Source organism: Streptomyces sp. NPDC050535 (genome assembly GCF_044457665.1).
Lineage (GTDB): Bacteria > Actinomycetota > Actinomycetes > Streptomycetales > Streptomycetaceae > Streptomyces.
Genome location: NZ_JBITHE010000003.1, coordinates 285,209 through 311,305, shown reverse-complemented (window position 1 = coordinate 311,305; position 26,097 = coordinate 285,209). Strand labels below are relative to the sequence as shown.

The 26,097-nt window shown below is 70.9% G+C and carries 20 protein-coding genes and 2 pseudogenes; 5 read left to right on the top strand and 17 right to left on the bottom strand.

Annotation, left to right across the window (positions count from 1 at the left end; translation table 11 throughout):
• Positions 1–69: 69 nt before the first annotated feature.
• The 9 genes and pseudogenes from ACIBLC_RS09450 to ACIBLC_RS09410 form a co-directional block, all read right to left on the bottom strand.
• Positions 70–1,620: an MFS transporter gene (locus ACIBLC_RS09450; RefSeq protein WP_399210165.1), complete on the bottom strand. Its 1,551-nt coding sequence runs from the start codon at positions 1,618–1,620 to the stop codon at positions 70–72.
• The gene (locus ACIBLC_RS09445; protein WP_399210164.1) at positions 1,617–2,321 is read right to left on the bottom strand and encodes an iron-containing redox enzyme family protein; all 705 of its coding nucleotides are present in this window, start codon (positions 2,319–2,321) and stop codon (positions 1,617–1,619) included. The genes ACIBLC_RS09450 and ACIBLC_RS09445 overlap by 4 nt, the downstream gene beginning before the upstream one ends.
• On the bottom strand, positions 2,318–3,352 hold the full coding sequence (locus ACIBLC_RS09440) for a hypothetical protein (RefSeq protein WP_399210163.1): 1,035 nt from the start codon (positions 3,350–3,352) through the stop codon (positions 2,318–2,320). Before ACIBLC_RS09440 ends, ACIBLC_RS09445 begins: the two co-directional genes overlap by 4 nt.
• An 82-nt stretch (positions 3,353–3,434) precedes the next feature.
• Positions 3,435–4,535 carry a radical SAM protein gene (locus ACIBLC_RS09435; RefSeq protein ID WP_399210162.1) on the bottom strand — a complete coding sequence of 367 codons (1,101 nt, stop codon included), beginning with the start codon at positions 4,533–4,535 and terminating at the stop codon, positions 3,435–3,437.
• A gap of 4 nt (positions 4,536–4,539) precedes the next feature.
• Entirely contained in the window at positions 4,540–5,172 is a 633-nt protein-coding gene (locus ACIBLC_RS09430) for a GAF domain-containing protein (protein ID WP_399210161.1), read from the bottom strand.
• Positions 5,153–6,112, bottom strand: a complete 960-nt coding sequence (locus tag ACIBLC_RS09425; protein WP_399210160.1) for a S8 family serine peptidase — start codon at positions 6,110–6,112, stop codon at positions 5,153–5,155. Before ACIBLC_RS09425 ends, ACIBLC_RS09430 begins: the two co-directional genes overlap by 20 nt.
• Positions 6,113–6,433: 321 nt before the next feature.
• A pseudogene (locus tag ACIBLC_RS09420) lies at positions 6,434–6,556 on the bottom strand (IS5/IS1182 family transposase); the annotation flags it as partial.
• A pseudogene (locus ACIBLC_RS09415) lies at positions 6,534–6,701 on the bottom strand (IS5/IS1182 family transposase); the annotation flags it as partial. The pseudogenes ACIBLC_RS09420 and ACIBLC_RS09415, both read right to left, overlap by 23 nt.
• A gap of 158 nt (positions 6,702–6,859) precedes the next feature.
• Entirely contained in the window at positions 6,860–7,780 is a 921-nt protein-coding gene (locus ACIBLC_RS09410; RefSeq protein ID WP_399210159.1) for a LysR family transcriptional regulator, read from the bottom strand.
• A 125-nt stretch (positions 7,781–7,905) separates the two neighbouring features.
• Here ACIBLC_RS09410 and ACIBLC_RS09405 point away from each other — a divergent pair, with 125 nt between their 5' ends.
• The 3 genes from ACIBLC_RS09405 to ACIBLC_RS09395 all read left to right on the top strand — a co-directional run bounded on the left by ACIBLC_RS09405 (position 7,906) and on the right by ACIBLC_RS09395 (position 10,646).
• Complete coding sequence (locus tag ACIBLC_RS09405; protein ID WP_399210158.1) at positions 7,906–8,715, top strand: inositol monophosphatase family protein; 810 nt, start codon at positions 7,906–7,908, stop codon at positions 8,713–8,715.
• A 55-nt stretch (positions 8,716–8,770) separates the two neighbouring features.
• On the top strand, positions 8,771–9,415 hold the full coding sequence (locus ACIBLC_RS09400) for an NADPH-dependent F420 reductase (RefSeq protein ID WP_399210157.1): 645 nt from the start codon (positions 8,771–8,773) through the stop codon (positions 9,413–9,415).
• Between the two features lie 703 nt (positions 9,416–10,118).
• Positions 10,119–10,646: a hypothetical protein gene (locus ACIBLC_RS09395; RefSeq protein ID WP_399210156.1), complete on the top strand. Its 528-nt coding sequence runs from the start codon at positions 10,119–10,121 to the stop codon at positions 10,644–10,646.
• Between the two features lie 243 nt (positions 10,647–10,889).
• On the opposite strand, the gene adh is transcribed toward ACIBLC_RS09395, so the two are convergent.
• The 5 genes from adh to xylB all read right to left on the bottom strand — a co-directional run bounded on the left by adh (position 10,890) and on the right by xylB (position 17,762).
• Positions 10,890–12,413: an aldehyde dehydrogenase gene (gene adh / locus ACIBLC_RS09390; RefSeq protein WP_399210155.1), complete on the bottom strand. Its 1,524-nt coding sequence runs from the start codon at positions 12,411–12,413 to the stop codon at positions 10,890–10,892.
• 56 nt (positions 12,414–12,469) lie between these two features.
• Positions 12,470–13,819, bottom strand: a complete 1,350-nt coding sequence (locus ACIBLC_RS09385) for a GAF domain-containing protein (protein ID WP_399210154.1) — start codon at positions 13,817–13,819, stop codon at positions 12,470–12,472.
• 119 nt (positions 13,820–13,938) lie between these two features.
• A complete protein-coding gene (locus ACIBLC_RS09380; protein WP_399210153.1) occupies positions 13,939–14,538 on the bottom strand; it encodes an N-acetylmuramoyl-L-alanine amidase in 600 nt (199 codons plus the stop codon).
• Positions 14,539–15,062: 524 nt separating this feature from the next.
• Entirely contained in the window at positions 15,063–16,271 is a 1,209-nt protein-coding gene (locus ACIBLC_RS09375) for an ROK family protein (RefSeq protein ID WP_399210152.1), read from the bottom strand.
• Positions 16,272–16,316: 45 nt separating this feature from the next.
• Positions 16,317–17,762 (bottom strand): xylulokinase, encoded by a 1,446-nt coding sequence (gene xylB / locus ACIBLC_RS09370; RefSeq protein ID WP_399210151.1) that lies wholly within the window; start codon positions 17,760–17,762, stop codon positions 16,317–16,319.
• Between the two features lie 182 nt (positions 17,763–17,944).
• Here xylB and xylA point away from each other — a divergent pair, with 182 nt between their 5' ends.
• Both xylA and ACIBLC_RS09360 read left to right on the top strand, forming a co-directional pair.
• On the top strand, positions 17,945–19,111 hold the full coding sequence (gene xylA / locus ACIBLC_RS09365; protein ID WP_399210150.1) for a xylose isomerase: 1,167 nt from the start codon (positions 17,945–17,947) through the stop codon (positions 19,109–19,111).
• 503 nt (positions 19,112–19,614) lie between these two features.
• Positions 19,615–20,232 carry a hypothetical protein gene (locus ACIBLC_RS09360; RefSeq protein ID WP_399210149.1) on the top strand — a complete coding sequence of 206 codons (618 nt, stop codon included), beginning with the start codon at positions 19,615–19,617 and terminating at the stop codon, positions 20,230–20,232.
• Positions 20,233–20,313: 81 nt separating this feature from the next.
• Here the strand turns inward: ACIBLC_RS09360 and ACIBLC_RS09355 are convergent, their stop codons facing one another.
• The 3 genes from ACIBLC_RS09355 to ACIBLC_RS09345 all read right to left on the bottom strand — a co-directional run bounded on the left by ACIBLC_RS09355 (position 20,314) and on the right by ACIBLC_RS09345 (position 25,884).
• On the bottom strand, positions 20,314–21,657 hold the full coding sequence (locus tag ACIBLC_RS09355) for an esterase-like activity of phytase family protein (protein ID WP_399210148.1): 1,344 nt from the start codon (positions 21,655–21,657) through the stop codon (positions 20,314–20,316).
• Positions 21,658–21,745: 88 nt separating this feature from the next.
• On the bottom strand, positions 21,746–23,029 hold the full coding sequence (locus tag ACIBLC_RS09350) for an SWF or SNF family helicase (protein ID WP_399210147.1): 1,284 nt from the start codon (positions 23,027–23,029) through the stop codon (positions 21,746–21,748).
• On the bottom strand, positions 23,026–25,884 hold the full coding sequence (locus ACIBLC_RS09345) for an SNF2-related protein (RefSeq protein ID WP_399210146.1): 2,859 nt from the start codon (positions 25,882–25,884) through the stop codon (positions 23,026–23,028). The genes ACIBLC_RS09350 and ACIBLC_RS09345 overlap by 4 nt, the downstream gene beginning before the upstream one ends.
• Positions 25,885–26,097 lie beyond the last annotated feature (213 nt).

The window sequence follows — 26,097 nt, the reverse complement described above, 5'->3', positions numbered from 1 at the left end:
TACGGCCCGGACGTCACCGGTCCGGGTGGGTGACCCGGCCCGGGGCCGATCCCCTGACGAGGGTCGGCACTACCAGAGGTAGCCGCCGCTGGGGTCGGAGACCGAGTGGCCCTCCACGTCCGAACCCGCGGCCTCGACCCGGGACTTGACACTCAGCAGGACGTTGACCTCGTCCTCGGTGAGGGACTTGAGCACGGCCTGCTGGGCGTCGTTGGCGTCGGTCAGCGAGAATCCGGCCTCGGCCAGCTTGTCGATCTTGTCTGCCATGGTGATCTCCTCGGTTGACGAGCCCGCGCGTTTCACGCACGGGGCTCTGGTTTCCCGGTGCGGCGCACCGGAGTTCAGAGGGGCCGGGCCGGGCGTCGGCTCCTCGGCCCGGCCGGCACCGTCGTCCGCGCCGGACGACGGATCGGTGTGCGGTACGCCGCCGAGCCGGACGGCGACCACGACAGCGGTGAGCAGCAGGGCGGCACCCGCCACCAGCAGCAGGCTTCCGAGCCCGATCCACACGACCAGGGCCGCCGCCAGCGCGGGGGCCAGCACATTCAGTACGGCCGGCACGGAATTCATGAGCGCCCATACCCGGCCGGTCAGTTCGACCGGCGTCTCGGAATGTACGACACTGGGGAAAGTGACAAGAATTCCGGCGCTTGCGATTCCCAGAAGGAAAATAACACACAGCCATATGGTGGAGTCAATACGTATCTCTTGAATAATGGCGAATCCGATGACGACGATGATGCAGCCGATTGCCAGGACCGACCCCGCCATGGTGAGGAAAGGTCGCAGTCGCGCCGCGAAACGGCCCATGAGCAGCGAACCCACGACCCCGCCCAATCCGACGGCGGACACCATGTAGCCGATGTAGGACGTGCCCATTCCGAGTGCCGGCACGATCAGAGCGGCCATCGAATCGTAAAGGAAGACGACGAACATCAGACTGCACATGACGAATAGCAGGGAACGCAGAAGGCGTGATCCGAAAACGTGCTGGAATCCTTCTCTCAGCTCTTTGAAATAGTGCAGATCTGTATTCCGGGAAGGCGACGACGTGGTGCGCAGGGCACCGGCGGCGATCACCCCGACGAGAAACGTGCACGCGTTGGCCGCGAACACGGCCCGGGGTGACATGAGGACGATCAGCAGACCACCGAGCGCGGGCCCGAGGATCTTGACCGACTGCATCGCGGTCTGGAGCAGCACCGTGGCGGCCTGGACACCGCCGGGCGGCACCGAGACCCGTAGCTGGATCTGCCCCGCGAGCCCGCCGACCGAGCCCAGCGCCGAACGGACCAGCACAAGTCCGGCCGCCCAGTACACCCCGGGCGCGACCACCAGGCCCAGGGTGAGCCCTGCCTGCACGAGGTCGGTGAGGATCAGCACCCGGCGCGACTGCCGACGGTCCACCAGCACCGCCAGGAACGGGGTCGCCAGCAGCGGCAGCATGCTCGCGGCCACCACCAGCGCCAGGTCGCCCGCGCCGCCGTGCCAGACCGTGGTGACCAGCACCAGCAGCGCCACCTGGTCCAGCCAGTCGCCCAGACCGGAGACCACCGTGCTGGTGTAAAGCAGCCGGAAGTCGCGGCCCGCCAGCGGGCCCGGAACCCGCGCGCGGCTCATCCGGCCAGGGCCACCGGGGAGCGCCGGTGGACCCGGCCGAGGACGTCCTCCATCACCTCGATCAGCCCCCTCAGGGAGTGCAGCGCGCTCACACCGAGCAGCTCCTCCTGCGCCGGGTCGAGCGGCAGCCGGTCGATCAGCCGGTGCACGTCGTCGCGGTGCTGCACGTCCAGCTGGGCGTGCCGGGCGATGGTGCGGAACGACTCGTCCGGCAGCCCGGTCCGGGCCGCCAGGTCACCGGCCAGCCCGGGACTGGGCGGGTTGCCCTCCAGCACCGCGATGTGCCCCACGAGCGCCACCGGATGCACATGGCGCAGCCAGTAGTACTGCGAGCCGACGAGCGAGGCGATGGCCGCCCCCGGCAGCGTCGTGCGCAGCGCCTCGGGATCACCCCCGGCCACCACGTAGTCGTCGGCCACCCACTGGTCGTGCCCGTACTCCTCACGGACGTGCTTGGCCAGGTAGCGGCCCACCAGATCGGCCACCGGGTCGCCCTGACGGGCCGTGCACTGCTCGACGGCCGCCAGCATCAGCGGCACCGTGGCCCGGATCGTCCCGTGCAGCGCCTTGAGCCACTCCAGGTACACCTGGTCGCTGTGCGGATGGGTCCACATCTGCCGGGACGCGGCGTCCACCGCCGGCATCAGCAGCCCGATCTTGTGGCGCAGCGCCCGCGACCTCGTCTGCTCCTCCACCGTCATCCGCCTTCCCTCAGGGCCACACCCAGAGCTGTCATGGAGTCCGCGGCCCGCCCCGGGCGGCCCGCTATGTCGTACGCCTTCCAGCAGCCGCCGCAGACGTTCTCGAAACGTTCCTCACGCAGGGCCTCGAAGCCGGGCAGGTCGGCCGCCGCGCCCGGGCCGAGGTGCCCCACCACCCTCAGCAGCGGGTCGTTCCGGAACCCGGTGAGCGCCCGCGCCACGCCCTCGGGCCGCCGGGTCGGGGCACGCAGCGCGGACGGCCCGTGTCCGGTGATCAGCCCCTCGTTGCAGCAGGGGATCACCACCCCGTCGTAGCGGACCGTGGGCGAGCCGAGCAGGGTGCACGCCGCCAGTGACCCCACCTCGTGCCGGCTCTGGAGGGCGAAGACCCCCGAGCCCCGCCCGTACCGCAGGGGGGTGATCAACTTGGTCTCGGCCTCGTCGGCCCACCGCGGGCCGAGCGCCTCGAGGAGCAGCCCCTCGGCCACCCGCGCGCCGTCGCCGGTGTCCAGTTCCTGGACGACGATGCGGCAGCCCGCCCGGTGGGCCGCGCGCAGCGCGCCGATGAAACGGTGGTTCGACACGCCGCCCTGGTGGAAGCCGTCCGTGCTCAGGAAGAGCGTGGAGATCCGCGGCAGCAGCCGCCGCACCCAGCCGGGCGCGGAGCCGTTCTCGCGCGCCCAGTACCCGCTGGTGAAGACGATGGTGTCGAGACCGGCGTCGGCGAACGCCCCGATCGCGTAAGGCAGCGCCCGCTGCTCGGCGAAGGGCTCGCCGCCGGAGACCGCCACCGAGCGCAGGCCGGGCAGCGCGACGATGCCGGCGACGACGTCGTGGAACGCCTCCCAGTCGGCGACCCTGCCGCCGTCCGCGCGGGCGTCCACCGAGCAGTGGGCGCAGCCGACCGGGCACTGGTCGGTGATGTACAGCAGGACCGACTCACCGCGACGGCGGCGCATCGCCTCGGTGTCAGCCAGCGTGGGGCGGTCGCGCACTGCCTCGGGGTCAGCGGGCGTAGGACGGCTGTTCACCGGCCCGGTGTCTGCGGGCGTGGGGCGGCTGTCCACTGCCCCGGTGTCCGCGCGCGGGGGACGGCTGTTCGCCGGCCCGGTGTCAGCGGGCGTAGGACGGCTGTTCACTGTCCGCCTCCCATCCCAGGGACACCAGGCCCCCGTAGCGGCCGGAGCGGCGGTCCGAGAAGGCGGTCCCGTCCACCTGCTCGACCAGGCGGCGGGCCGCGGCCTCCACCTGCCGCCCGGAGTCGGTGCGCAGGTACTCCGTCACCCGCCGCTCGGCCGTGGCGTCGCCGGACAGCGCGACGCAGTTGCCGCACATGCCCTTGTCGCACGGTCCGTCCGAGAACCGGCTCGCCACAAAGCTGGGTCCGAGCACGCGCAGCGCCCGGTACAGCTCCCGGCGCAGGAACTCCTCGCGCAGCTCGGGCCACGACTGGCGGGACGCGTGGCCGAGGATCAGGTGCTCCGGCATGCGCCGCTCCACCAGGTCCTGGTTGCAGCAGGCGTACACGGTGCCGTCGTAGGTGACCAGAGGCCAGGTGATCCGGTCGCACGGGTCGACGGGCGCGACAGGGACACCGGAGGAGGGCGTGGCGGTCAGCCCGCCGAGCTGGCGACCGCGGCCGATCGGACTCAAGGTGCCCACCAGGATGGGCACCTGGTCGTCGAACTCACGGCGCACATCGTCGATCAGACCCTGCAGATAGGGATCGTCGTCCCCGCGCCCGGTGAGCTGGAAGCTGACCTGCGGCACCAGCCGGCGTATGCGGTGCATCGCCCGGAAGACGTCGGCCCGGCCCACCTCGCGTTCGTGGAACTCGTCGAGGCTGGCCGCGAAGTGGTCCACCTCGCGGATCGCCGCGGCCACCGGGGCCGGCAGCCGCCGGTTCTCCCGGGCGAACCACATGCCCGACAGCACGTACGAACGGGAGCCCACGGACCGGGCGGTGCGCGCCAGGTCGGCGACGAGCGCGGCCCGCAGCAGCGCCTCACCGCCGGACATCAGCAGCAGGTCCGGGCGGGTCTCGCGGTCGAAGGACTCCACGAGCCGGCGGAACGGCGTCTCGGGATGCTGTTCGCTGGTGCTGGAGGAGTCGGTGGAGCAGTGGGCGCACGACAGCGGGCAACGGCGGGTCAGGGCCAGATAGAGGCCGGCGGCGGGCTTGTTGCGAATGGCGCCGATTTCCAGCAGATGCATGGGTTCACCCCCTTCTCGATGACAGGGCGCTGGCGATCTCCTCGAGCGAGGCGAGCGTCCGCGCGGCGTTCGGGTCGTCGGTGCTGGCCAGGTCGGCCACCAGAGTGGTCAGCCGTTCGGCGGCCGCCGCGTGCCGTCCGGCGGGGCCGGGCAGCGGGCCCGCCAGCGCCAGGGCCGCCGCGCACTGGCGCGCCAGCTCCGAGACCAGCTCCAGGCCGGAGGTCGTGCTGCGCGTGCCCAGCACCGGGTCGAGCACCTCCAGAACGCCGAAGACAGACCCGCCGGTGTCCAATGGCGCGGCGATGATGGCCTTCGGAATCCGGCCGGTGGAGGCAGCGAAGTCCCGGTTGAACTGCGCGTGGTTGTCGAGGTCGTCGGCGATCACCGCCTCCCCGCTCTGGAAGACCCACCCGGCTATGCCGCTGTAGTCGGGGATGGTCCAGCCCACCAGGCTGTCCTCCAGGGGGTCGGAGATCGCCTCCAGGACGAGTGCCTCGCCCGCCGCGTCGTGCAGGAAGACCGAGGAGGCGGGAGCGCTGAAGATCAGTCGGGCCAGCCGTACGGTCGAGCGCAACACCTCGTCGCGCCGGGACAACGGACGGCCGCTGAGGGGGGCGTCATGTGCCGGGTTCGTCATGGCCGGCTCCTTCGGCAGACGGGGCGGATGTGGCGGATGAGACGGGTACGGCGGATACGTCGGGCGGGGCGGACACGTCGGGCGGGCCCGGTGCGGCGGAAGCGATGACAGGGGCGAGGGCGCGGGCCGGGTCGGACGCGTTGGTGAAGTTGTCCGCGAGGGAGGCGAGAACGTGCTTGACCTCGCTCACCGGAAGATGCGGATGCTTTCCGAGGATGCGGGCCACGAATCCGGTGACATGCGGGGTCGCGAAACTGTTCCCCGACAGGAACGAACGGCCGCCGCCCACCCAGGGGACCTCGATTCCGACACCGGCCGCGAAGAATTCGACCGGAGGCTGCGGACTGACCTCGATGCGCTCCGGGTCGGCGATCTCGTGCGACCCGACGGAAATCACCGAGGGAAAGATCCAGGGATAGCTTTGGACCGGGCTGTTGTGCGCCGAGGCCACGATCGCCACCCGGTTGAAGTACGCCTCGTCCGCGATGTCGTGCAGCGAGGCCTTGAAGTCGCCCTTGCGTGAGGAGAGGCTGAGGTTGACGACATGGAAGCGCTCCGCCACCGCCCAGCGCAGGGCCGCCAGCAGCGCGTTGCCGTCGCCCGCGAGCCGCGGCCCCAGGATCCGTACGCTGGTCAGGCTCACGTCCGGTGCGATCCGCCGGATGATCGCCGCGCACGCGGTGCCGTGACCGGCGGCGTCGCCCTCGTCGTCCGGGACGATCCGGTAGCTCGGCCGGCCGTCGTCAGCGGCGTCCTGCTCGACGCGTTCCACCGCGTACGACCCCTCCAGGGGGCCGATCTCGGGATGGTCCGGCGTGACTCCGCTGTCGATGACGCAGATCCGGATCTCCGCACCGCGCGACCCACCCCAGGCCCATTCCCGGTCCACCGCCGTGGAGGCCGCGACGAATGACCGGTCGACGAGTTCCCCGGCATTCATGTGGGCGAATCGGATCGTTGCTCGACGAAACGCTGTAGTGGTCAATGGAGCCTTCCGGTCACTGGTGGCTCTCTCGGACGGCGCGATACCGAACCGTCGAACTGCCGGACTGTCCCGCTGTCGAACAGCTGAGCGGTGCCTGCGGACCGATTCTGTACGAGGTTCCCCGCCCCCGGACATCCCAGTTGTCTGGGGTGCTTTCCGGCCGCTCCTGCCCCTCACGGCCCGGAAACTGACAGTTCTCTGCGCCGTCGGCCGGCTTGCGTGGGGAGAGGGGGCACCGGCCGGCCACCATGGGAGCCGCGCCCAGTAGGTCCCTCGTCAGGTTGGTGTGGTCTCGCCCGTTATGCGCTTGGCGAGGTTGTTGATCGAGGCGACGTGCCGCCCTCGAACTCAGGGGTTCCTATGGGCGACTTCGACGTCGATTCCGAGCTGCGCACCGTGAACACGCGTCACGGAGTTCGACTTTCGCCGGCCGGCCGGTGGGGCGGCGGTCGAGGCGGGCTTTCCGTCATGCCGTCAGGGCCGGCTCGATCAGGGTCCATCGGGTGTCGGACAGGCCGCTGGGGTACGGCTTGTGCTGACTCACGGTCCAGCGTGATCACGGAACTGGCGGACCGTGAGGTTACGCCACCAGTCCGAGTGAATCGGGCGACTGGCTGGGCTGACCGGCAGCGGGCATAACTCGCATAGCGAACGAAGCGGGATGAAGTAGGGCTGCGTCGAAAGTCACGTACCGAACCAAAGCTATGAAAACGCCCCCGGAGAGGGGGTGAACAGGGCCTGGAGGGTTCGGGTGGCTGTTTCGCGCAGCCAGGCGTGGGCGGGGTCGTTGTCGTGGCGCTGGTGCCAGAGCAGGTGGAGGGGTACCTCGGGCAGGTCGAGCGGCAGCGGCAGTGTGGTCAGGCCGAGCTGGTGGCGGGCGGGGCGGGTGGCCGCGTCGGGGAGGGTGACCACGAGGTCGGTTTCGCGGGCGAGTTGCAGTGCGGTAGCCGTGGTGGGGGCGGAGGCGATGACGCGTCGCTCGTGGCCGAGTGCGGTCAGGGCGTCGTCGATCCGGTCGTGGAGGCGTCCGCGCCGGGAGACGGTGAGGTGATCCGCCGCCGCGTACCTCTCGGCGGTCACGGGCTGTTCGGTGAGGGAGTGGCCTGGGCGGACCGCGAGGACGAGCCGGTCGCGGCCGATGAGGCGGTGGCGGATGTCGGGCAGGGACGGCGGGCCGGCGCTGGAGGCGAGATCGACCTCGCCGCGGCGCAGCTCGGGGGTGTCGTCGCCGGGCTCGGCGGTCAGACGCAGCTGCACCCCGGGGGCCTGGCTGTGCACCGCGGCGATCAGGGCTGTCCCGCAGGTGGTGGCGAGGGCGTCGTGCCAGCGGACGGTGAACACCCGCTCCAGAGTCGCCAAGTCGAGTTCTGTCTGAGCGGACAGCAGGTGGTGGGCCTGCTGTACCAGGTCGTGGACCTGAGTGCGCATGGCCAGAGCGCGGGTGGTGGGAGTCATGTGGCGTCCGGTGCGGACCAGGATCTCGTCACCGGTTGCTTTGCGGATACGGCTCAGAGAGCGGCTCATCGCCGGGGAGGTGACGTGGAGGCGGGCCGCGGCACCCTGGACGCTTCCTTCCTCCAGGAGCGCGTCGAGCGCGGTGAGCAGATTCAGATCCAGTTGCATGGCGGTAACTGTATAAGTGAAAACCATGCACTTGTTGTTAATGGTCGTGGCTTCTACCTTCGAGATGCGGGGCGGGGACAACCTCCGAAAACACCCCCGCTTCCACCGGATCCAGGGAGTACGCCATGACCACAGCCGTGCCTTTCGACCTCGACGTCACGCTCCTGTCCGCGGTGACCGCTGTAGTGGAGGACGCCGGAGTCACCCTGCGGGAGCGCTTCACGACCCATGCCCGAGGCGTGAGCCTGGAGGAGGTCGTCGGCGAGATCCACGCGAACGACGACGCTGTCCTCGCCGTGATGCGCGAGCCGCTGCTGCGGGCGCGGCCGGGGTCGCAGTGGGCCGAGGACGAGCTGGCCGGCGGGGCACTCCCGCCTGGCGAGTGGTGGGTCGCCGACCCGGCCGAGGGCAACATCAACCACGTACACGGCATGCCGGACTGGGGCGTCACCGCCACCCTGGTGCGCGACAACCAGCCGATCCTCACGGTCGTCCACCTCCCGCTGACCGGCGACACCTACACCGCCACCGCCGGCGGCGGCGCCCACCTCAACGGCCGTACCCTGACCGTGTCGGCGAAGAACGACCTGGGCGCCGCGTTGATCGGCACCGGCCAGGCCCGGCCCGGCGAGAGCACCGACACCTTCCGCCGCATCGGCGCGTCGGTCACCGCCATGCTCACCGCCGGTCTCGTCGTGCGCGTGTCCGTCCCGGCCACGCTGCAGCTCATACACGTCGCCGCCGGACGCATGGACGCCTTCTGGCAGTTCTCCGACGTCCGCTCCGGCCTCGTCGCCGGCGCCCTGCTGGTCACCGAGGCCGGAGGCACCGTCACCGACCTGGACGGCAAGCCCTGGAACGCGGCCAGCCGCGACTTCCTGGCCGCAGCCCCGCACATCCACACCGCCGCGCTCGACGTCCTCGCCTCGCTCTGACCCCCCGGCCCGAACCACCCTGGCCCTCCCACCCCAGACCGCAAGGAAGACCCCTATGACCAGCATCGGCATCCTGGGCGCCGGCCGCGTCGGCACCAACCTCGCCCGCACCCTCACCGCGGCGGGACACCACGTCACCCTCGGCCGCCGCAAGAACGGCGACGAGAGGGGCACGCCGCCCGCGGACGGCACCGTGATCCGCTACGCCGATCACTCCACCACCGCCCGCACCGCGGACATCGTCATCAACGCCACCCCCGGCGACACCACCCTGGACCGGCTCACCGCCCTGCGGGCCGAACTCGCCGGCAAGATCCTCATCGATGTCTCCAACGCCACCCACGACGCCGACGACGGCCTGCCCGGGGACCTGTGCCACCCGGGCGGCAGCCTCGCCGAACAGCTCCAGGCCGCCCTGCCCGACACCCACGTCGTCAAGACCCTCAACACCATGCTGTTCACGGTCATGACCGCCCCCGAGGAACTGACCATCCCGCCCACCGCCTACCTCTCCGGAAATGACGAGCAGGCCAAGAAGACCGTCACCGCCCTCCTGGGCGACCTGGGCTGGCAGACCGACTGGATCGAAGACCTCGGCGACATCACCACCGCCCGCGCGACAGAAGCCATGATCCTCGTCGTCCCCCACGTCCTGCGCCGCCACGGCTTCACCCCCTTCGCCGTCTCCCTCGCCCGCTGACCCCGCCCCGCTGGGAGAGGCGTGCCCCGGCCTCGTCCGGGCCCGACAGCGCCGGGCGGGCAACGGCCCATCGGCGCCGGGTGCGCCGCGCAGCACAGCGCCGCCGCGCCCCCGATCACCGGCAGCGGAAGGAGCCGGGTGCTGTGGCCGGGTGCTGTGTCCGGGGGCCGTGGGCGCGCACAAAGGCGCGTATGCCCGGCCGTCAGGCTCGCCTCGTCGCGCCCGCGCTCCGCGCCGAGCGGCGCGCCGTCGCGCCGGGCGTAAAGGGAAGTCCTCACCGCCCACGCACAGTCCGCAACCGTCTCTCCCAGCACCGCTACGAACGCAAGGAGCAACGCATGACGACCACCGTGCCCTCCGACGTCGCCGAGCTGACCGAGATCAGGACCTGCACGCCGCACTGCTCCCCGCCCGCCTCCGCGCGGCCGTAGCCGAGGGCTGCCGATGGATCGTCGCGGAGACCGGTAGGGAGGGTCCCGGCGAACACAACCCGTCCCTGCGCAACCTGGTAGGCGCCGGCTTCGAGCCGATGTACGACCGGGCCGACTGACTGTGGCACGCGTAGACCGAAGTCACGGTCATGCACCGGAGGAACAGCCCGGACGGCCTCACACCGCAAGTCATCCACGCAGTGCAGGGCGGGCCCCGTCACAGGCTCCGGCTGCTGACCCGTACCCGAGACGATCCACAGACCAGGACGGCCATGACCACGCTCTCCACAGCCCGAACCACCTCACCGCAACGGCCCAACCGGGCCCGTTGGACCATCCCGGCCCGGCCGCGCAAGAGCATCCTGGTCACGCACGTCGTCTCGGCGGGAGCCTGGATCGGCATCGATGTCATCTCCGTCGTCCTGGTGGCGATCGGCTGGGGACGCGCGGGCGACGACCGCACCGCCGTATACCGCGCACTCGCGGACTTCTTCGTCGTCCCCCTCCTGCTGTCGGCCCTCATAGCAGGGACGATCTGCCTGATCACCGGCGTCCTGCTGGGGTTGGCGACCAAGTGGGGACTCGTACTCTTCCGGTGGGTCGCCGTGAAGCTGGTCCTCAACGTCGTCGCCTGCGCGATGATGCTGGCTTTCCTGGGCCCCATCACCGAACTCTCCACGGGCGAGCAACCGTTGCAGGACATCTGGTTCGTCTCGTTCCTCGGAGCCTCCGCCTTGGCGCTCCTTAGCTTTGCCACGGTGCTCTCGGTCTTCAAGCCATGGGGCCGAGTCCGCAAGTAATTCCCACCCGGCCCGCCACCAACCCCGGAAGCCGCGGGCAGCCGGCCGTGGGCACGGAGATACGTTCTCACCTGCACGGAGCTCGCCTCCGGGTTGGCCAAGCGGCCCTGCGAACTCCGGCATGCCGGGATCTCGTGCTGGCTGTAAATGCGAGTTGCAGCGTAAACCGGGCCCCGCTCTGAGTAGGTCGAGCGGAAGGCGCCTGACGGGCAAAGGTCCAGGTCAGGCGCCTTTCTCGTGCGTCTAGAAGAAGCCCAGTTTCTTCGGGGAGTACGACACCAGCAGATTCTTGGTCTGCTGATAGTGGTCCAGCATCATCTTGTGGTTCTCGCGCCCGATGCCGGACTGCTTGTAGCCGCCGAACGCCGCGTGCGCGGGGTAGGCGTGGTAGCAGTTCGTCCAGACGCGGCCCGCCTGGATGGAACGCCCCGCGCGGTAGGCGGTGTTGATGTCCCTGGTCCACACACCGGCTCCGAGCCCGTAGAGCGTGTCGTTGGCGATCTTGATGGCGTCGTCGAAATCGTCGAACGACGCCACCGAGACGACCGGGCCGAAGATCTCCTCCTGGAAAATCCGCAGCCGGTTGTTCCCTTCGAAGATCGTCGGCTGGACGTAGTAACCGCCCTTCAGCTCCCCGTCGTGCTCGATGCGCTCACCGCCGGTGAGAACCTTGGCGCCCTCCTGCCGGCCGATGTCGAGGTAGGAGAGGATCTTCTCCATCTGCTCGTTGGAGGCCTGCGCGCCGATCATCGTGTCGGTGTCGAGCGGGTGCCCCGGCTTGATGAGTTCGGTGCGAGTGACCGCCGCCTCCATGAACTCCCCGTAGGCTCCGCGCTGGACCAGCGCCCGGGACGGACAGGTGCACACCTCGCCCTGGTTGAGCGCGAACATCGTGAAGCCCTCGAGGGCCTTGTCGCGGAAGTCGTCGTCCTTGGTCCAGACGTCGTCGAAGAAGATGTTCGGCGACTTGCCGCCCAGCTCCAGCGTGACCGGCACGAGGTTCTCCGAGGCGTACTGCATGATCAGCCGCCCCGTGGCGGTCTCGCCGGTGAACGCGACTTTCGCCACCCGCGGACTGGACGCGAGCGGCTTGCCCGCCTCCTCACCGAAACCGTTGATGATGTTCACCACCCCCGGCGGCAGCAGATCCGCGATGAGGCTCATCCAGTAGTGGATGGAAGCCGGAGTCTGCTCGGCGGGCTTGATGACGACCGCGTTGCCCGCGGCGAGCGCAGGGGCGAGCTTCCAGACCGCCATCAGGATCGGGAAGTTCCACGGGATGATCTGCGCGACGACGCCGAGCGGCTCGAGGAAGTGGTACGCCACGGTGTCGTCGTCCACCTGGCTGAGCGAACCCTCCTGGGCGCGGATCGCCCCGGCGAAGTAGCGGAAGTGGTCGATGGCGAGCGGGATGTCGGCGGCCAGGGTCTCACGCACCGGCTTGCCGTTCTCCCAGCTCTCGGCGACCGCCAGCTTCTCCAGGTTCGCCTCCATCCGGTCGGCGATCTTCAGCAGGATGTCACCGCGTGCCCCGGCCGAGGTGCGCCCCCACGCAGGCGCGGCCGCGTGCGCCGCGTCGAGCGCTCGCTCCACGTCCTCGGCGGTGCCCCGCGCGATCTCCGTGAACGGCTGCCCGTTCACCGGACTCGGGTTCTCGAAGTACTGCCCACGCGCCGGCGGAACGTACTCCCCGCCGATGAAGTGGTCGTAACGCGCCTGGTAGGAGACGATCGCGCCATCAGTACCGGGCGCCGTGTAACGGGTCATGAGCGTCTGCCTCCTGGGGAAGCGCTGCCCGCCGTTGGGCAGCTCTCGCCGCGAGGCTAGAAGCGGCGACGTTGCAAGGACGTTGCGGAGGTTCTCGGGTCCCCCTGGCGGCCCGGCCGCGTCCGTGGCGGGTGTGCCAGGCGCGAGGGTGGTGCCGACAGCTCCGACTCCAACGCGCTCAGGCGCGCTCGCACGGCCGCTGTCGGTCGTACGGTGGCCAGCGCCCGCCACACGTCGAGGTCGTCCTCGCCCCACGGCGCGTGCGCCCAGTCCGCCAACAGGTCCGGATCCCGGCGGGCGATGAGCGCCATGCGCAGCCCGTCCGCGAGCCTGCGCCGCAACCGCACCACCGCCGGAGCCCTCGAACCGGGCAGCAACGGACCCGCGTACGCCGACGCGGCAGCCGCCACCGCACCGGTGTCCAGCCGCCGCTCGACGACCGCGACATCGGACTCGACCGGCGCGGTGAGCCGGTAGGGGCGCGACTCCAGCAGCCCCGGGCCCAGCAGCCGACGCAGCCTGTTGACTTCGGCGCGCAGCGTCACCGGGCTGACCGACTCGTCCTCGTACAGCGCGCACAGCAACTCGTCGCCCGTCAGCCCTTCCGGGTGCCGTGCCAGCAGCACCAGGATCTCGCTGTGCCTGCGGCTGAGCCTGACCTTCCGGCCGAACGCGACCAGTTGGGCCTCGTCGCGGCCGAGCGCGGACAGCTCGGTGGTGTCGGTGGTGTCGGTGGTGGCCCGCGACGGTGTGAGCAAGGCCAACTGGGACTCCGCGGCCCGCGCCACCGCCTGCACGAAGGCGAGACTGTGCGGATGCGCGAGCCCGTCCCCGCCGGTGATGTCGACCGCCCCGAGCACCCGCCCGGTGCGCGGATCGTGTACGGGCGCCGCCGCGCACGTCCAGGGCTGGACGCGGCGGAAGAAGTGCTCGGCCGCGAACACCTGCACCGGCCGGTCCACCGCGACCGCCGTGCCCGGCGCGTTCGTACCGACCGAGGACTCCGACCAGCACGCACCCGGCACGAAGTTCATCCGCCCCGCCTGCCGTCGGGTCGCCGGATGCCCCTCGACCCACAGCAGCCTGCCCTGGGCGTCGCACACTGCCAGGAGGTGCTCCCCGTCCGCCGCGAACGTCCCCATCAGCTCTCGGAACAACGGCATCACCCGGGCCAGTGGATGCTCCGCCCGGTACGAACCGAGGTCACCGTCCATGAGCTCCACGCTCGCGGTGCCGTCCGGTATGACACCGGCCCGCGCCGACCGCCGCCATGAGTCCGCCACCACCGAGCGGACCGGCCGCGGCACCGTGCCCGCCTCGGTGAACGCCTCGTGCGCGCGGCGCAGGATCCGAACCCGCTCGACGGGATCGGCGCCCGGTTCCAGGGCCACCCATGGATCGGTCAACTCGGCCTCCCGGAAGGCTGTGCGGCTGGGACCATCGTCACGCCGGGTGGGAGCCCGGACAAGCTCTGCGACCATCCCTTCGGCAGGGCCGCCGGGCGGACGGCCGACGGGCCTTTGGCTCAGGCGAAGTTGACGAGTCTGATGAAGCGCGTCCAGTCCCAGTTCGGCCCCGGATCGGTGTGGTCGGAGCCCGGTACCTGGTAGTGGCCGAGGATGTGTGCGCGGTCCTTGGGAATTCCGTATCTGTCACAGATCGCGGCGGTGAGCTTGGCCGACTCCTCGTACAGGGCGTTGGTGAAGTAGGCGGGCTTGTCCACCCAACCCTCGTGCTCGATGCCGATGCCGCGGGTGTTGTAGTCCCAGTTCCCCGCGTGCCAGGCGATGTCGCGCTCTCTCACGCACTGCGCGACATGCCCGTCGGCCGATCGCACGAGGTAATGGGCGGACACCTTCTTCTGCGGGTTCCGGAAGATGGACAGAGTGTCCGAGTAGTTCTCCTGAGTCACATGGATGATCACGTAGTCGAGCCGATGGCTGGTCGGCCGGTTGGCAGCCGTGTAGTTGGACGTGGTCGCCGGAACCCATTCGGCGGGTGGGTAGTCGACAGCCTCGGCCTGTGCTGTGGCCCGCGCGTCGGGGAGTAACGCGTAAGGGAGGGCGGCCAGGGCGGCGCCTTTGAGGAGGCGTCGTCGGCTGGGGGACGAGCTGGTTCGTTCCAAGGGGAATCCGCCTTTCGGTCGTGGTGGGGCGATGCGGTGCGCGCCGCGGGGGAGTCTCCGGCTCGGCTCAGCGCCGTGAGCCATGACCTCAGCTGCGCCTCGCGTGAATCACGGTACGGCGCTTGCCGGTTGAGCAGAGGAGACGGACACGAATCGGTGGACAGGAGCCGGCCTGTGGACAACTCGGCCACCCGAAAGGGGGAACGGGCGTCTGCGGCAGCGTCTGTGACGCGCGTTCGCGCCGAGTGTTCAGACGTGGGTCAGCCGAGTGTCAAGACGTTGGTCAGCGGCGCTTGGCGGCGGTTCTCAGAGACCGGCCGCCGCCGCTCGCTCGCCGCGCCCCGCTCCGACTGTCATCTGCCGTTCTGCGGCTCGTCACGGCTGTTCTCTGCTGTGCCGTTCGCCTGCTGCGGCTCGACAACGGCTGATCTTTGCCCCGCCGTTCGCCCCCTGCGGCTCGCCACGACCGCCCTGTGCCCTGTCGCTCGCCCCAAGGGCTTGCCACGACCGACGTCGCTCACCCGCTAGGGCCGCCCCGCCACCGCCACCGGATCGTCGAGCACGGCCCGTACCACCGAGTGGGCCGCACCCAGCAGCGGTCCCTCCGGCCCGAGTCGCGATACGGACACGGCACAGGCGGGCCCCGCCGTGCGCCGCGCCAACTCACGCTCCAGCGTGGGCAGCAGCCATGGCGCGAGCCCGGACAGCGCTCCGCCCAGCACGACGGTCTCCGGATCCAGCAGATTGACCGCCCCGGTCAGTGCGATGCCGAGCGCGGTTCCGGCTCCACGCAGTGCCCGTCGTACATCCGCGTCACCCTGGGCCGCGCGCTCGGCGAGCAGCCCCACCCGGTCCGCGCCCGGTTCCAGCCCGGCGGCACGCAGGACGGCCTCCTCGCCGGCGTACTGCTCGAGGCAGCCGCGTCCACCGCACGGGCACGGCGGCCCCTCCGGCCGGACCGGCACATGCCCCAACTCGCCCGCGAAACCCCGCGTTCCACGCAGCAGCCGACCGTCCACGAGCACGGCCGCACCGATGCCGATCTCCGCCGACACATGCAGGAAGTCGCGCGGGGTGCCCTCGCCGAGCCAGAGTTCCGCGAGGCCGCCGAAGTTGGCCTCGTTGTCCACGGTCAGCGGCAACTCGCCGGGCAGTAGCGCGCCGAGGTCAGTGTCGTGCCATTCGAGGTTGGGGGCGCGGACGACGGTCCGGGCGTCCCGGGCCACCAGACCGGGCACGGCGACCGCGAGGCCCGCGGGCCACAGCCCCTCCCGCTCCGCCTCGGCGACGACATGACGGACCAGTGAGGTCAGCTCCGCGATCACGGGACCGGGCGCCCTGCCGCGGTTCGTGCCGTGTCGTACCGCTCGTGCCCGCACCTCGCCGCGCAGATCGACGGCGCACACCGCGAGATGGTCGACGCCGACTTCCGCGCCGATCCCCGCCGGCCCGTGACCGCTGACGGCGAGCGCCGAGCCGGGCCGCCCCACCCGCCCCGGCCGCTCGGGTCCCAGCTCCTGAAGAAGCCCCGAACGGATCAGCTCGTCCACCAGCGTCGAGACGGCCGCCCGTGTCAGACCGATGCGTGAGGCGACGCCGGCGCGTGACAGCGGCCCCTCGGCGTTGACGGTGTGCATGACCCGGGAGAGGTTGCGGCGGCGCATGCCCTGCTGGGTGTCGGGCAGGCGGCGGCCGGAACCGGTCGGATGGGCCTCGTGCAGCGGTGCGGTCATGCCTCCCTCAGTCCTTGTGCGGCCCGTCCCTCCAGGCTGTTCGCGTCAGTTCCCGTTCGATTCGCGTTCCAGCAGCGGGGCCGCGTCGGAGAGTACCCCGGAGATCCTCGCCAGCGTCTCCTCGTCCCGCTCCACGGCATCGAGAACGGGCCCGCGGGCCGTGTCCCAGCGACGGGCGACCGCGGCCGGGTCCTCGCCGGTCAGCAGGCCCGCGGCCTGTGCGGCGGCCCCCAGCGCGACCAGTTCCCTGGCCTCGGGTACCTGCACGGGCCGCCCCGAAAGGCGGCGTACGGTCTGCTGCCAGGCCGCACCCTGAGCACCCCCTCCGATGAGCAGCAGCGGAGCGGAGCGGTCGGCGTCCGGGTCGAGCACCAGATCGAGGGCGCCCAGCAGGGAGTGCACGGCACCGTCATAGGCCGCCTGGAGCAGCTGGCCGCCGGTCGTGTCGTGCCGGAGACCGTGCAGCAGCCCCGAGGCGTGCGGCAGGTTCGGGGTGCGCTCACCGTCCAGGTAGGGGAGGAGCGTCACGCCTGTGCTGGGATCGACGGCCTCGCGGTCCAGGCCCAGCAGCGCGGCGACGCGGTCGACGGCGAGCGTGCAGTTCAGGGTGCACGCCAGCGGGAGCCAGTCGCCGCGCGCGTCGGCGAAGCCCGCCACGGTGCCGGTCGGGTCGGCGGAGCGCCGGGTCGAGACGGCGTACACCGTTCCCGAGGTGCCCAGGCTCAGCACCGGCGTGCCGGGGCGGAGCCCGAGCCCGAGCGCGGCGGCGGCGTTGTCTCCTGTACCGGCGGCGACCAGCGTGCCCTTGGAAAAGGGCAGCCCTCCTTTGGAGTGCACGGTTCCGGCGACCTCGCCGGGCCGGATCACCTGGGGGAGCAGGGCCGGGTCGAGACCGACGTGCGCGAGGACCTCGTCGTCGTACGCCTCGGTCCCCGACGCCCACCAGCCCGTACCGGAGGCGTCCGAGCGGTCGGTGGTGCCCTGGCCCGTGAGCCGTTCGGTGAGGTAGTCGTGGGGCAGGCGCACGGATGTGGTCGCGCGGACGGCGTCAGGTTCGTTCTCGGCCAGCCAGGCCCACTTCGTGACCGTGAAGGAGGCGGCCGGCACACTGCCGGTGCGCTCGGCCCAGGACTTCGGGCCGCCCAGGTCCTCCACCAGCCGACGGGCCTGCGGCGCCGAGCGCACGTCGTTCCACAGCAGGGCAGGGCGTACGGGTTCGCCGTGGGCGTCGAGTGTGACGAGGCCGTGCTGCTGGCCACCGATCGACACCGCCGCGGCTTCGCGCGCCGCGTCGCCGCACTGGTGCAGCGCCTCGCAGAGCGCGTCCCACCACTGCCTCGGGTCACTCTCGCGGCCCGCTCCGGACGTGACGGTGTGCGGCGCCTGCCCGCTCGCCACGACCTGTCCGGTCGACGCGTCGACGACCAGGGCCTTGGTGGACTGGGTGGACGAGTCCACCCCGACGACGAGCGGACCCTCGGCTGCTGACATCGGTTCTCCCTCTTCCGCGGCTCCGCGGGATCGGCCTGTTTCCTGGTGCTCCGGACCACTGTGGCCCGGGTCTCGCGCCTTGTCCCTGCCTCGGGACACGTTGTCTCTTCCCAGGGATGCCTCCGCATACTAATTTGTTAAGCGCCATGACGAAATAGTCGGAGCAAGCAAGGAGCCGCGACATGAACTACCAGCCCACCCCCGAGGACAGGTTCACCTTCGGCCTGTGGACCGTCGGCTGGCAGGGAAGGGACCCGTTCGGCGACGCCACCCGGCGAGCCCTGGACCCGGTCGAGTCGGTGCAGCGCCTGGCCGAGCTCGGTGCCCACGGAGTCACCTTCCACGATGATGACCTGATCCCCTTCGGATCCTCGGACAGCGAGCGCGAGTCCCACATCAAGCGGTTCAGGCAGGCCCTCGACGCGACCGGCATGAAGGTGCCGATGGCCACCACGAACCTGTTCACGCACCCCGTCTTCAAGGACGGCGCGTTCACCGCCAACGACCGTGACGTACGTCGTTACGCGCTGCGCAAGACGATCCGCAACGTCGACCTGGCGGCCGAGCTGGGCGCCCGGACGTACGTCGCCTGGGGCGGCCGCGAGGGTGCCGAGTCAGGCGCCGCCAAGGACGTACGCGTCGCACTGGACCGCATGAAAGAGGCCTTCGACCTCCTCGGCGAGTACGTGACCTCGCAGGGTTACGACCTCAAGTTCGCGATCGAGCCGAAGCCGAACGAGCCGCGCGGCGACATCCTGCTGCCCACCGTCGGACACGCCCTGGCGTTCATCGAGCGACTCGAGCGTCCTGAGCTGTACGGCGTCAACCCCGAGGTGGGCCACGAGCAGATGGCCGGCCTGAACTTCACGCACGGCATCGCGCAGGCCCTGTGGGCGGGCAAGCTCTTCCACATCGACCTCAACGGCCAGTCCGGCATCAAGTACGACCAGGACCTGCGCTTCGGGGCGGGAGATCTGCGCTCCGCGTTCTGGCTGGTCGACCTGCTGGAGAGCGCCGGTTACGCGGGGCCGAGGCACTTCGACTTCAAGCCGCCGAGGACCGAGGACCTCGACGGCGTGTGGGCCTCGGCGGCGGGCTGTATGCGCAACTACCTGATCCTGCAGGAGCGTGCGGCAGCCTTCCGTGCCGACCCCGAGGTGCAGGACGCCCTGCGCGCTTCGCGCCTGGACGAACTGGCGCAGCCCACCGCCGCGGACGGCCTGAAGGGGCTGCTCGCAGACCGTGCGTCCTTCGAGGACTTCGATGTGGAGGCTGCCGCCGCGCGCGGGATGGCCTTCGAGCGGCTGGATCAGCTGGCCATGGACCACCTCGTGGGCGCGCGAGGCTGATCCGATCCACGGGGGAGGTACGGGCGGGCCCCTTACGGGTCCGGCCCGTACCTCCTTCCGACGTCCTTCCGCAGGGCGACGCGGCCGCGCTGATCTTCGCGGCAAATTCACCGGAATCGTGCCATCCATGGCATGAGTCCGTATCAACTTCCGCGCGGGGGTCGCGCGGTGACCGGTTCGAGGCGACTCTTGACGGTATGGCCATGCCGCCCCTACCGCCTCAGCCTCCTCGGCCGCCGGGAGGACCACCGCCCTACGGCGGCGGTGGTTTCGGTCCACCGTCGTCAGGAGGCTACGGGCCTCCACCCGCAGGCTCCGGCGCCAACGGTCCGCCTCCAGGCGGCTTCGGCGATCACGATCCACCCACCCAGAGCGGCAGTTGGCCGCCGGGACAGGGCGGGGGAGGCTGGCAGCCACCGCCTCCTCCGGGTTCACCGGGCGGGCCCGGCGGTCATCGGGGAGGGCAGCGTCGCAACAGGCTGTTCCTCCTGCTCGCCGTACTCGTGGGCCTCGGAGTCATCGTCACCGTCGTGCTGGTGGCCACCAGTGGCGATGCCGATCAGGACAAGAAGTCACCCACGGAGAGCGGCGGGAGCACGCGTTCGCCCTCGCCGTCGTTCAGTATCCCGACCGAGCTGCCCAGCGAACTGCCTTCGGCACTGCCCAGTGAGCTGCCGTCGTTGCCCTCGGAGTTTCCGAGTGAGGTGCCGTCGCTGCCCTCCGAGTTGCCGAGCGGCCTGGAGTCGCTCTTCCCGACCCTGGCGGACGACGAAGTGCCGTTCTACCTGCTGAGGACGGGCGATTGTTTCAACACGAACGACAGCCTGCCCGGGCAGGCCGCCAAGCGCTCCTGCGGCACACCACATGACGCCGAAGTCGTGAAAGTCGCCGAACTGAACGGCAGTTACCCGACCGAGGCCGCACTCAAGGAGGCCGCGTCGGCCCTCTGCGAAGACCCGCTGGAACGCAAGGCGGCCCAGCAGCCCGCGGGCACCGTACGCGGCACCCTCGTGCAGTACCCGGACCCCGGCGGCTACGAGGTCGGGATAGACAACGTCGCCTGTAGCCTCGCCGCCGACATCGGCGGCGGTAGCCACAAGCTCACCGAGCCGCTGACGTGAACGGCACGCGCGCGTGGCCGTTGTTCACGGCTCACGCACGCGTGCCCTCCGAATTCCGAATGGGGTCCCAGGGAGTGAGGGTCAGATACCGCGAGGCAGCCGCACGTACGTGACGGTCGTCTCGATACCGCTGTCCACCAGCCGGCCCTGCGCGTCGAACGCGCCCGTCCCGTCGGTCATCCCGAAGTCGTTGTCGTTGATGAGGGCAAGCGTCCTGTCGTCCACGCGCGCGACGCCCTCGATCTTGCCGGGCACCCCTTCGACCGTGCCCAGGTCCACGACCAGCCGCTTGCGCAGCACCGGCACGCCGGAGGCCGCCGGATCGTCGAGCTGCTCCAGGGAGGGGGACGTCGTGTCCCTGTCCCACCGGCTGCCGAGGATGTTCGCACTGCTGGTGAGCTTGACCGTCTGGAGACGCGCCGCCTTGTCGGTGCGCTCCTCCACGAGCAGCTGGTCGCGTCCGACGGCCACCACGGAGGAGATCTTCAGCTCGGAGGTGTCGTCCTCGCTCGGGTCGACCACGTTCACCGGGTCGAAGCGGTACGCGTACTCGGCGGTGACGGCCCGCTTCTTCGTCGAGAAGCGCAGCAGCCGTGTCGTGAGCGAGGCGTCTCCCGTGTCGCCGTCGGGCAGGGAGAGCGGGCTCTGCACCGCGACCACCAGGTCACCGCCGGGGAGCAGGGCGAGCCCTTCGAAGCCGCGGTTGATCTTCCGGTGCAGCAGGACCGAGGGCAGCGCCTCGACCACCGGGTAGTCCGCGCCCTTGAGGTTCAGTCCCCTGGGCACGTAGCGCGTGAGCACCTTCCCGCGCGCGGAGACGTGGAGCAGCGACGGACCGTACTCGTCGACCAGCCAGAACGTGCCGTCAGCGGCCCGCACAATGCCCTCGGTGTCGACACCGTTCGGGTTGTACGAAAGCGGGGTCTGCGCGTCATAGGTGTACGGCGCCTCGTCGCGCCCCGCCTGGTTGGAGAGGCCGGTGACGGCCTTTCCATGGGATGTGGTGATCGGGATCGAGTCGAGCACCTTCACGGTGTCACCGGACACCCGGATCTTCACGATCGCCGGGTCGAAGCCGGCCACCGGGAACGTGCGGCGCTTCGTGCCGTCCGCCTTGATCTGGCCGTTGGGCCCGCGGTCGGTGATGGTCCAGAACTCACCCTTGCGCCCGGCAGGGTAGATGTCGCTGCCGATCCCGCCGAGGTCCACGCCTCGGTCGTCGGCCACGGTGCCGGGCAGCAGCGCGTTGCTGAACGTGCCCAGCGGAATGTCGCCGAGTGTCGCGGTGGCCGTCACCCGTGCCTGCGACCGGTGGCCCTCCGCGTTCGCCGTACCGGTCACCACAAGGGCGGCCACCACGGCGAGCGGCAGGCCCGCGGCGACGGATCGGCGGACGCGGCGCCTGCTGACGGCGTTCGGGGACATCTGGCCTCCTGGAGCACAAGTTCGTTGACAGTGGCAAGAGTTCGCCCCGGTACCCAACGTCGCGTGGCCCCGAGGTGAACGCGGTGCGTCAACCACTCGTCGGGTCGCCGCTGGGATCGCCCTCCGCCATGGCCAGAGCCGTTGCGGGGTCCCCGACCGCCGGTCCGGCCGGGCGCCATCGGCCGCCCTCCTTGCGATACGGCCACCACCGGCTGTCGCGCCCCAACCGAAGCTGACTCGACGCGCCGACCGCGGTCCAGCGGTTGTGTACGACACCCAGCCGGGGCCGCTCGTCCTTGTCCCAGGCCGACTCCAGCGCGGCACGCGCGCGTGCCAGCGACTCTCCCTCGACGGTCCACTCGTCCTCGAGGACGGCCAGCGCGGCCGCACCTCCGTACCGCCAGGCCCGTACAGCGAGTTCCAGCTCCTCACGGCCGCGTCCCGAACCTTCGGCGAGCCGCTGGAACATCGCCTCCTCCGGCCGATAGGCCGCCATCCGGACCGCGTCCTGGGAGAGCGTCAACTCCGCCTCGACCGCCCGCTGTCCGTGCCCGGAACGGAGCGCCTCGGCAAGCAACCGGTACGCCTCGTTCGCGGTCACGGCCGCGACATACTCCAGGGCGGCCGGGTCGACTCCGGATGCCGGGGCGGTCTCCGTGTCCAGGGAAGGCGGCTGCCCGGGCTCTTCCGGCAGCGCGGGAAGGGCCGGCAACGGCGGAAGGATGTCACCGACCGCGTAGGCCTCGGCTGCGTCCACACCCTCGGGACGGGGATCCGACACTGCCGCCGTCTCATGCACGGGTGCGCTGCTACGTGCCTGAAGCTCCTCCACGAGCGTGCGTTCGTCCCGCCCCCGCATCAGCAGCAGAACGAACGCGTCCTGGTCCAGCAACCGTGCCACCTGGTAACAGAGCGCGGCGGTGTGCCCGCAGTGGTCCCAGGCGCCGCAGTCGCACTCCGCCTCCAGATCACCGAGTCCCGGCAGGAGTTCGACTCCGGCGGCCGCCGCGTCCTCGACCAGGTGCGGTGGCATGTCGCGGTCGAGGAGCGCGGCGATGTGCCCGGCGCGTTCGACCGCCATGCCCAAAAAGCGGTCCCACTGGCCCGCGGACAGCTCCTGAAGCAGCACATCCGCCCGGTGTGTGGTGCCATCGCTGTCCCGCACGACGGCCGTGATGCGCCCCGGACGCACCGAGACGGCGCCCACCGCTCCCGCGCGGGCGAGCCTGCGGCCCGACTTGACCTGCTCCAAGTCCAACGCCGCGTCCTCCAGGGCTTGCAACCAGGCCCGGCCCCACCAGGTCTGCGCGAAACCCCGCCCCTGCGCGGGCGGCAGGGCGCCGAACGTGCGCTCCTTGTCGTGCTCCGTCATCGTGCGCCCCCTCGCAGCTCCACCAGGTCGGCCAGTTCCGCGTCGGTCAACTCCGTGAGCGCCGCCTCCCCGGCGCCGAGCACCGCGTCCGCCAACCGCTGCTTGCGCCGCAGCATGTCGGCGATCCGGTCCTCGATGGTGCCCTCCGTGATGAACCGGTGCACCTGCACGGGCCGACTCTGGCCGATGCGGTACGCGCGGTCGGTGGCCTGTGCCTCGACGGCGGGGTTCCACCAGCGGTCGTAGTGCACGACATGCTCGGCGCGCGTCAGGTTCAGCCCCGTACCGGCGGCTTTCAACGACAACAGGAAGACCGGGACCTCACCTTCCTGGAAGCGGTCCACCATCGCCTCGCGCTCGCTGATGGGTGTCCCTCCGTGCAGGAACTGCGTCGGCACACCGCGCGCCGCCAGGTGACTCTCCATGAGGCGCGCCATCCGCACGTACTGCGTGAAGACGAGGACACTCGCTCCCTCGGAGAGGATGGTGTCGAGCAGTTCGTCGAGCAGCTCCAACTTGCCGGACCTGCCCGGGATCTTGGGCCGGTCCTCCTTGAGGAACTGCGCCGGGTGGTTGCAGATCTGCTTCAGCCCGGTCAGCAGTCTCACGATCAGACCGCGCCGCGCCATGCCGTCCGCGCCCGAGATCTCGGCGAGGGTCTCGCGCACCACGGCTTCGTACAGCCCCGCCTGCTCCCTGGTGAGCGACACCGCGCGGTCGGTCTCGGTCTTCGGCGGCAGTTCGGGCGCGATCCCCGGGTCCGACTTACGGCGACGCAGCAGGAACGGCCGTACGAGCTTGGCGAGCCTCTCGCCCGCCGCGGGATCCTGACCGCCCTCGATGGCCTGGGCGTACCGCGTACGGAACGTGCCGAGCCTGCCGAGCAGGCCGGGAGTCGTCCAGTCGAGGATCGCCCACAGCTCGGAGAGGTTGTTCTCCACCGGTGTGCCGGTGAGCGCCACCCGCGCGCGTGCGCCGATCGTGCGCAGTGCTCGTGCCGTCGCCGAGTAGGGGTTCTTGATGTGCTGGGCCTCGTCCGCGACGACCATGCCCCAACTCACCTCGGCGAGCCGTGGCGCGTCCAGACGCATCGTGCCGTACGTCGTGAGCACGAACTCCCCGTCGGCCAGGCTCTCCAGTCTGCGCCGAGAGCCGTGGAAACGCCGTACGGGGGTGCCGGGGGCGAACCTCTCGATCTCGCGCTGCCAGTTGCCCATCAGGGAGGCCGGACAGACCACGAGTGTGGGGCCCGCGGCCGACTCGTCGGTCTGCCGATGCAGATGCAGCGCGATCAGGGTGATGGTCTTGCCCAGACCCATGTCGTCGGCGAGGCAGCCGCCCAGCCCCAGAGAGGTCATCCGGGCGAGCCAGCCGAGCCCTCGTAGTTGGTAGTCCCGCAGCGTCGCGGTGAGCGCAGCGGGCTGTCCGACCGGCTCCTGCGCCTCAGGGTCCGCCAATCGCTCTCGCAGCGTCGCCAGCCACCCAGTGGGCCGTACGTCGATCCGGAGGCCGTCGACCTCCGTGGAGCCCGTCAGGGCGGCGCTCAGCGCGTCGATGGGAGTGACCTTGCGGTCCTGCTGTGCCTGAGCACGGCGAACCTCTCGCGGATCGACCAGCACCCACTGGTCGCGCAGCCGCACCATGGGCCGGTTCGCCTCGGCGAGCCGGTCCAGTTCCCGCCGGGTGAGCTGCTGGTCGCCCAGCGCGAACCACCAGTTGAAGGCGAGGAGCGCGTCCGCGGACAGGAAGGACGGCGCGTCCGACGAGGTCTTGGCCGGACCTCCCTCGTCGTCCGGCGGACCGATGACCGCGCGTGCGGTCAACTTCCGCGCCAGCTCCTTCGGCCAGTGCACGTCGATACCCGCGAACGCCAGCGCGCGGGCACCTTCGCCGAGAAGCTCCGTGACGTCCTCGTCGGCGAGTTCGACGGAGTCCGGTACGGCCGCGGACAGCAGGGGAGTCAGCGGGGCCCAGGCCCGGCCCGCGCGGCGCAGCGCGAGCAAGACGTCCATCCGCGCGCGGGGGCCGAACGGCGAGGTCCCGGCCCAGACCGCGGAGGCGTCCGCGACGAGACTCGGATCGCTCACGCTGTGCACCTGGAGCACCGCGTGGAACGGCAGCCGGTTCTCCTCCGACACGGCCGACGCGAGCCCCGGTACCTCGACGCGCACCGAGATCCGTACGTCCGCGTCGTGCGCCGCGGCGATGTCAGCGGCCCAGGGGCGCTGCTCGGGCACGTGCCGGGGCTCCCGCGCCGCGAAGGCCGGGCCGCCCGCCGCGAGCGCCGCCGCCGGTGAGCGGGGCAGCGCGTCGGCGACCGAGTCGAGGAAGGCCCGCAGTAGCCGCTCCGGGTCGGGCAGCCGCAACGGTCCGTCGCCGTCCAGCGGCACCGCGTGCGCCTGGGGCGGCATCGCGGCGGCCAGGTCACGGAGCCGCTCCACGTCCTCGGGCCGTAGCGGTCCCGCGCGCCAGGTGTCGTGGTCGTCGGCGGTCAGCCCGGGGAGCAGCAGTCCGCGCGCGGCGAACTGGAGGGCGAGCACGGCGGCCGCGCCCCAGAACGAGGCCGCCGGGTGTGCCCGCCCGGCGGCACGCGCGCGCGTGAGGACCGGCAGAGCGGCCCGCACGGGCAGCGACACGGCGGGCAAGGTAACGAGGTCGACACCCCCGTCCTCGTCCGCGGGCAGGGCGACGGTCAGATCCTCGGTGGAGCCGGACGCCACCACGGGAGGAGCGTCGCCGTCCGGGTGCCAGAAAGCGACCCTGCCGGTGCCGGACGGACCGGCGGGTACGAACACGGCACTGCATCGGGCCAGTTCAGCGATCTCGGCGGGAGTTGCCGCAGGAATCCTCTGCACAGAGATGACGCATTCCTCAAGTTTGACTACTGGGGGCCGGTCGCCGAGGGTACAGCACTCCGGGCGGCAGGGGAGGGCGGCGGAATACGGTTCGCCGGCCTCTGGTGCGCGCGTACTGCCGAGAGTTGGGTATCCCCTCAGCGAACACCGGGTTCGTCGTCGTCGCCGGCAGGTTCCGCGCCACGCGCGCGAGGGCGGGGAAGCCTCTCAGGG

What these genes read in the sequence shown, in the direction of transcription:
- ACIBLC_RS09450 (WP_399210165.1), bottom strand. Translation starts at nt 1,620, where the DNA reads ATGAGCCGCGCGCGGGTTCCGGGCCCGCTGGCGGGCCGCGACTTCCGG.
- ACIBLC_RS09445 (WP_399210164.1), bottom strand. Translation starts at nt 2,321, where the DNA reads ATGACGGTGGAGGAGCAGACGAGGTCGCGGGCGCTGCGCCACAAGATC.
- ACIBLC_RS09435 (WP_399210162.1), bottom strand. Translation starts at nt 4,535, where the DNA reads ATGCATCTGCTGGAAATCGGCGCCATTCGCAACAAGCCCGCCGCCGGC.
- ACIBLC_RS09430 (WP_399210161.1), bottom strand. Translation starts at nt 5,172, where the DNA reads ATGACGAACCCGGCACATGACGCCCCCCTCAGCGGCCGTCCGTTGTCC.
- ACIBLC_RS09425 (WP_399210160.1), bottom strand. Translation starts at nt 6,112, where the DNA reads ATGAATGCCGGGGAACTCGTCGACCGGTCATTCGTCGCGGCCTCCACG.
- ACIBLC_RS09410 (WP_399210159.1), bottom strand. Translation starts at nt 7,780, where the DNA reads ATGCAACTGGATCTGAATCTGCTCACCGCGCTCGACGCGCTCCTGGAG.
- ACIBLC_RS09405 (WP_399210158.1), top strand. Translation starts at nt 7,906, where the DNA reads ATGACCACAGCCGTGCCTTTCGACCTCGACGTCACGCTCCTGTCCGCG.
- ACIBLC_RS09400 (WP_399210157.1), top strand. Translation starts at nt 8,771, where the DNA reads ATGACCAGCATCGGCATCCTGGGCGCCGGCCGCGTCGGCACCAACCTC.
- ACIBLC_RS09395 (WP_399210156.1), top strand. Translation starts at nt 10,119, where the DNA reads ATGACCACGCTCTCCACAGCCCGAACCACCTCACCGCAACGGCCCAAC.
- adh (WP_399210155.1), bottom strand. Translation starts at nt 12,413, where the DNA reads ATGACCCGTTACACGGCGCCCGGTACTGATGGCGCGATCGTCTCCTAC.
- ACIBLC_RS09375 (WP_399210152.1), bottom strand. Translation starts at nt 16,271, where the DNA reads ATGACCGCACCGCTGCACGAGGCCCATCCGACCGGTTCCGGCCGCCGC.
- xylB (WP_399210151.1), bottom strand. Translation starts at nt 17,762, where the DNA reads ATGTCAGCAGCCGAGGGTCCGCTCGTCGTCGGGGTGGACTCGTCCACC.
- xylA (WP_399210150.1), top strand. Translation starts at nt 17,945, where the DNA reads ATGAACTACCAGCCCACCCCCGAGGACAGGTTCACCTTCGGCCTGTGG.
- ACIBLC_RS09355 (WP_399210148.1), bottom strand. Translation starts at nt 21,657, where the DNA reads ATGTCCCCGAACGCCGTCAGCAGGCGCCGCGTCCGCCGATCCGTCGCC.
- ACIBLC_RS09350 (WP_399210147.1), bottom strand. Translation starts at nt 23,029, where the DNA reads ATGACGGAGCACGACAAGGAGCGCACGTTCGGCGCCCTGCCGCCCGCG.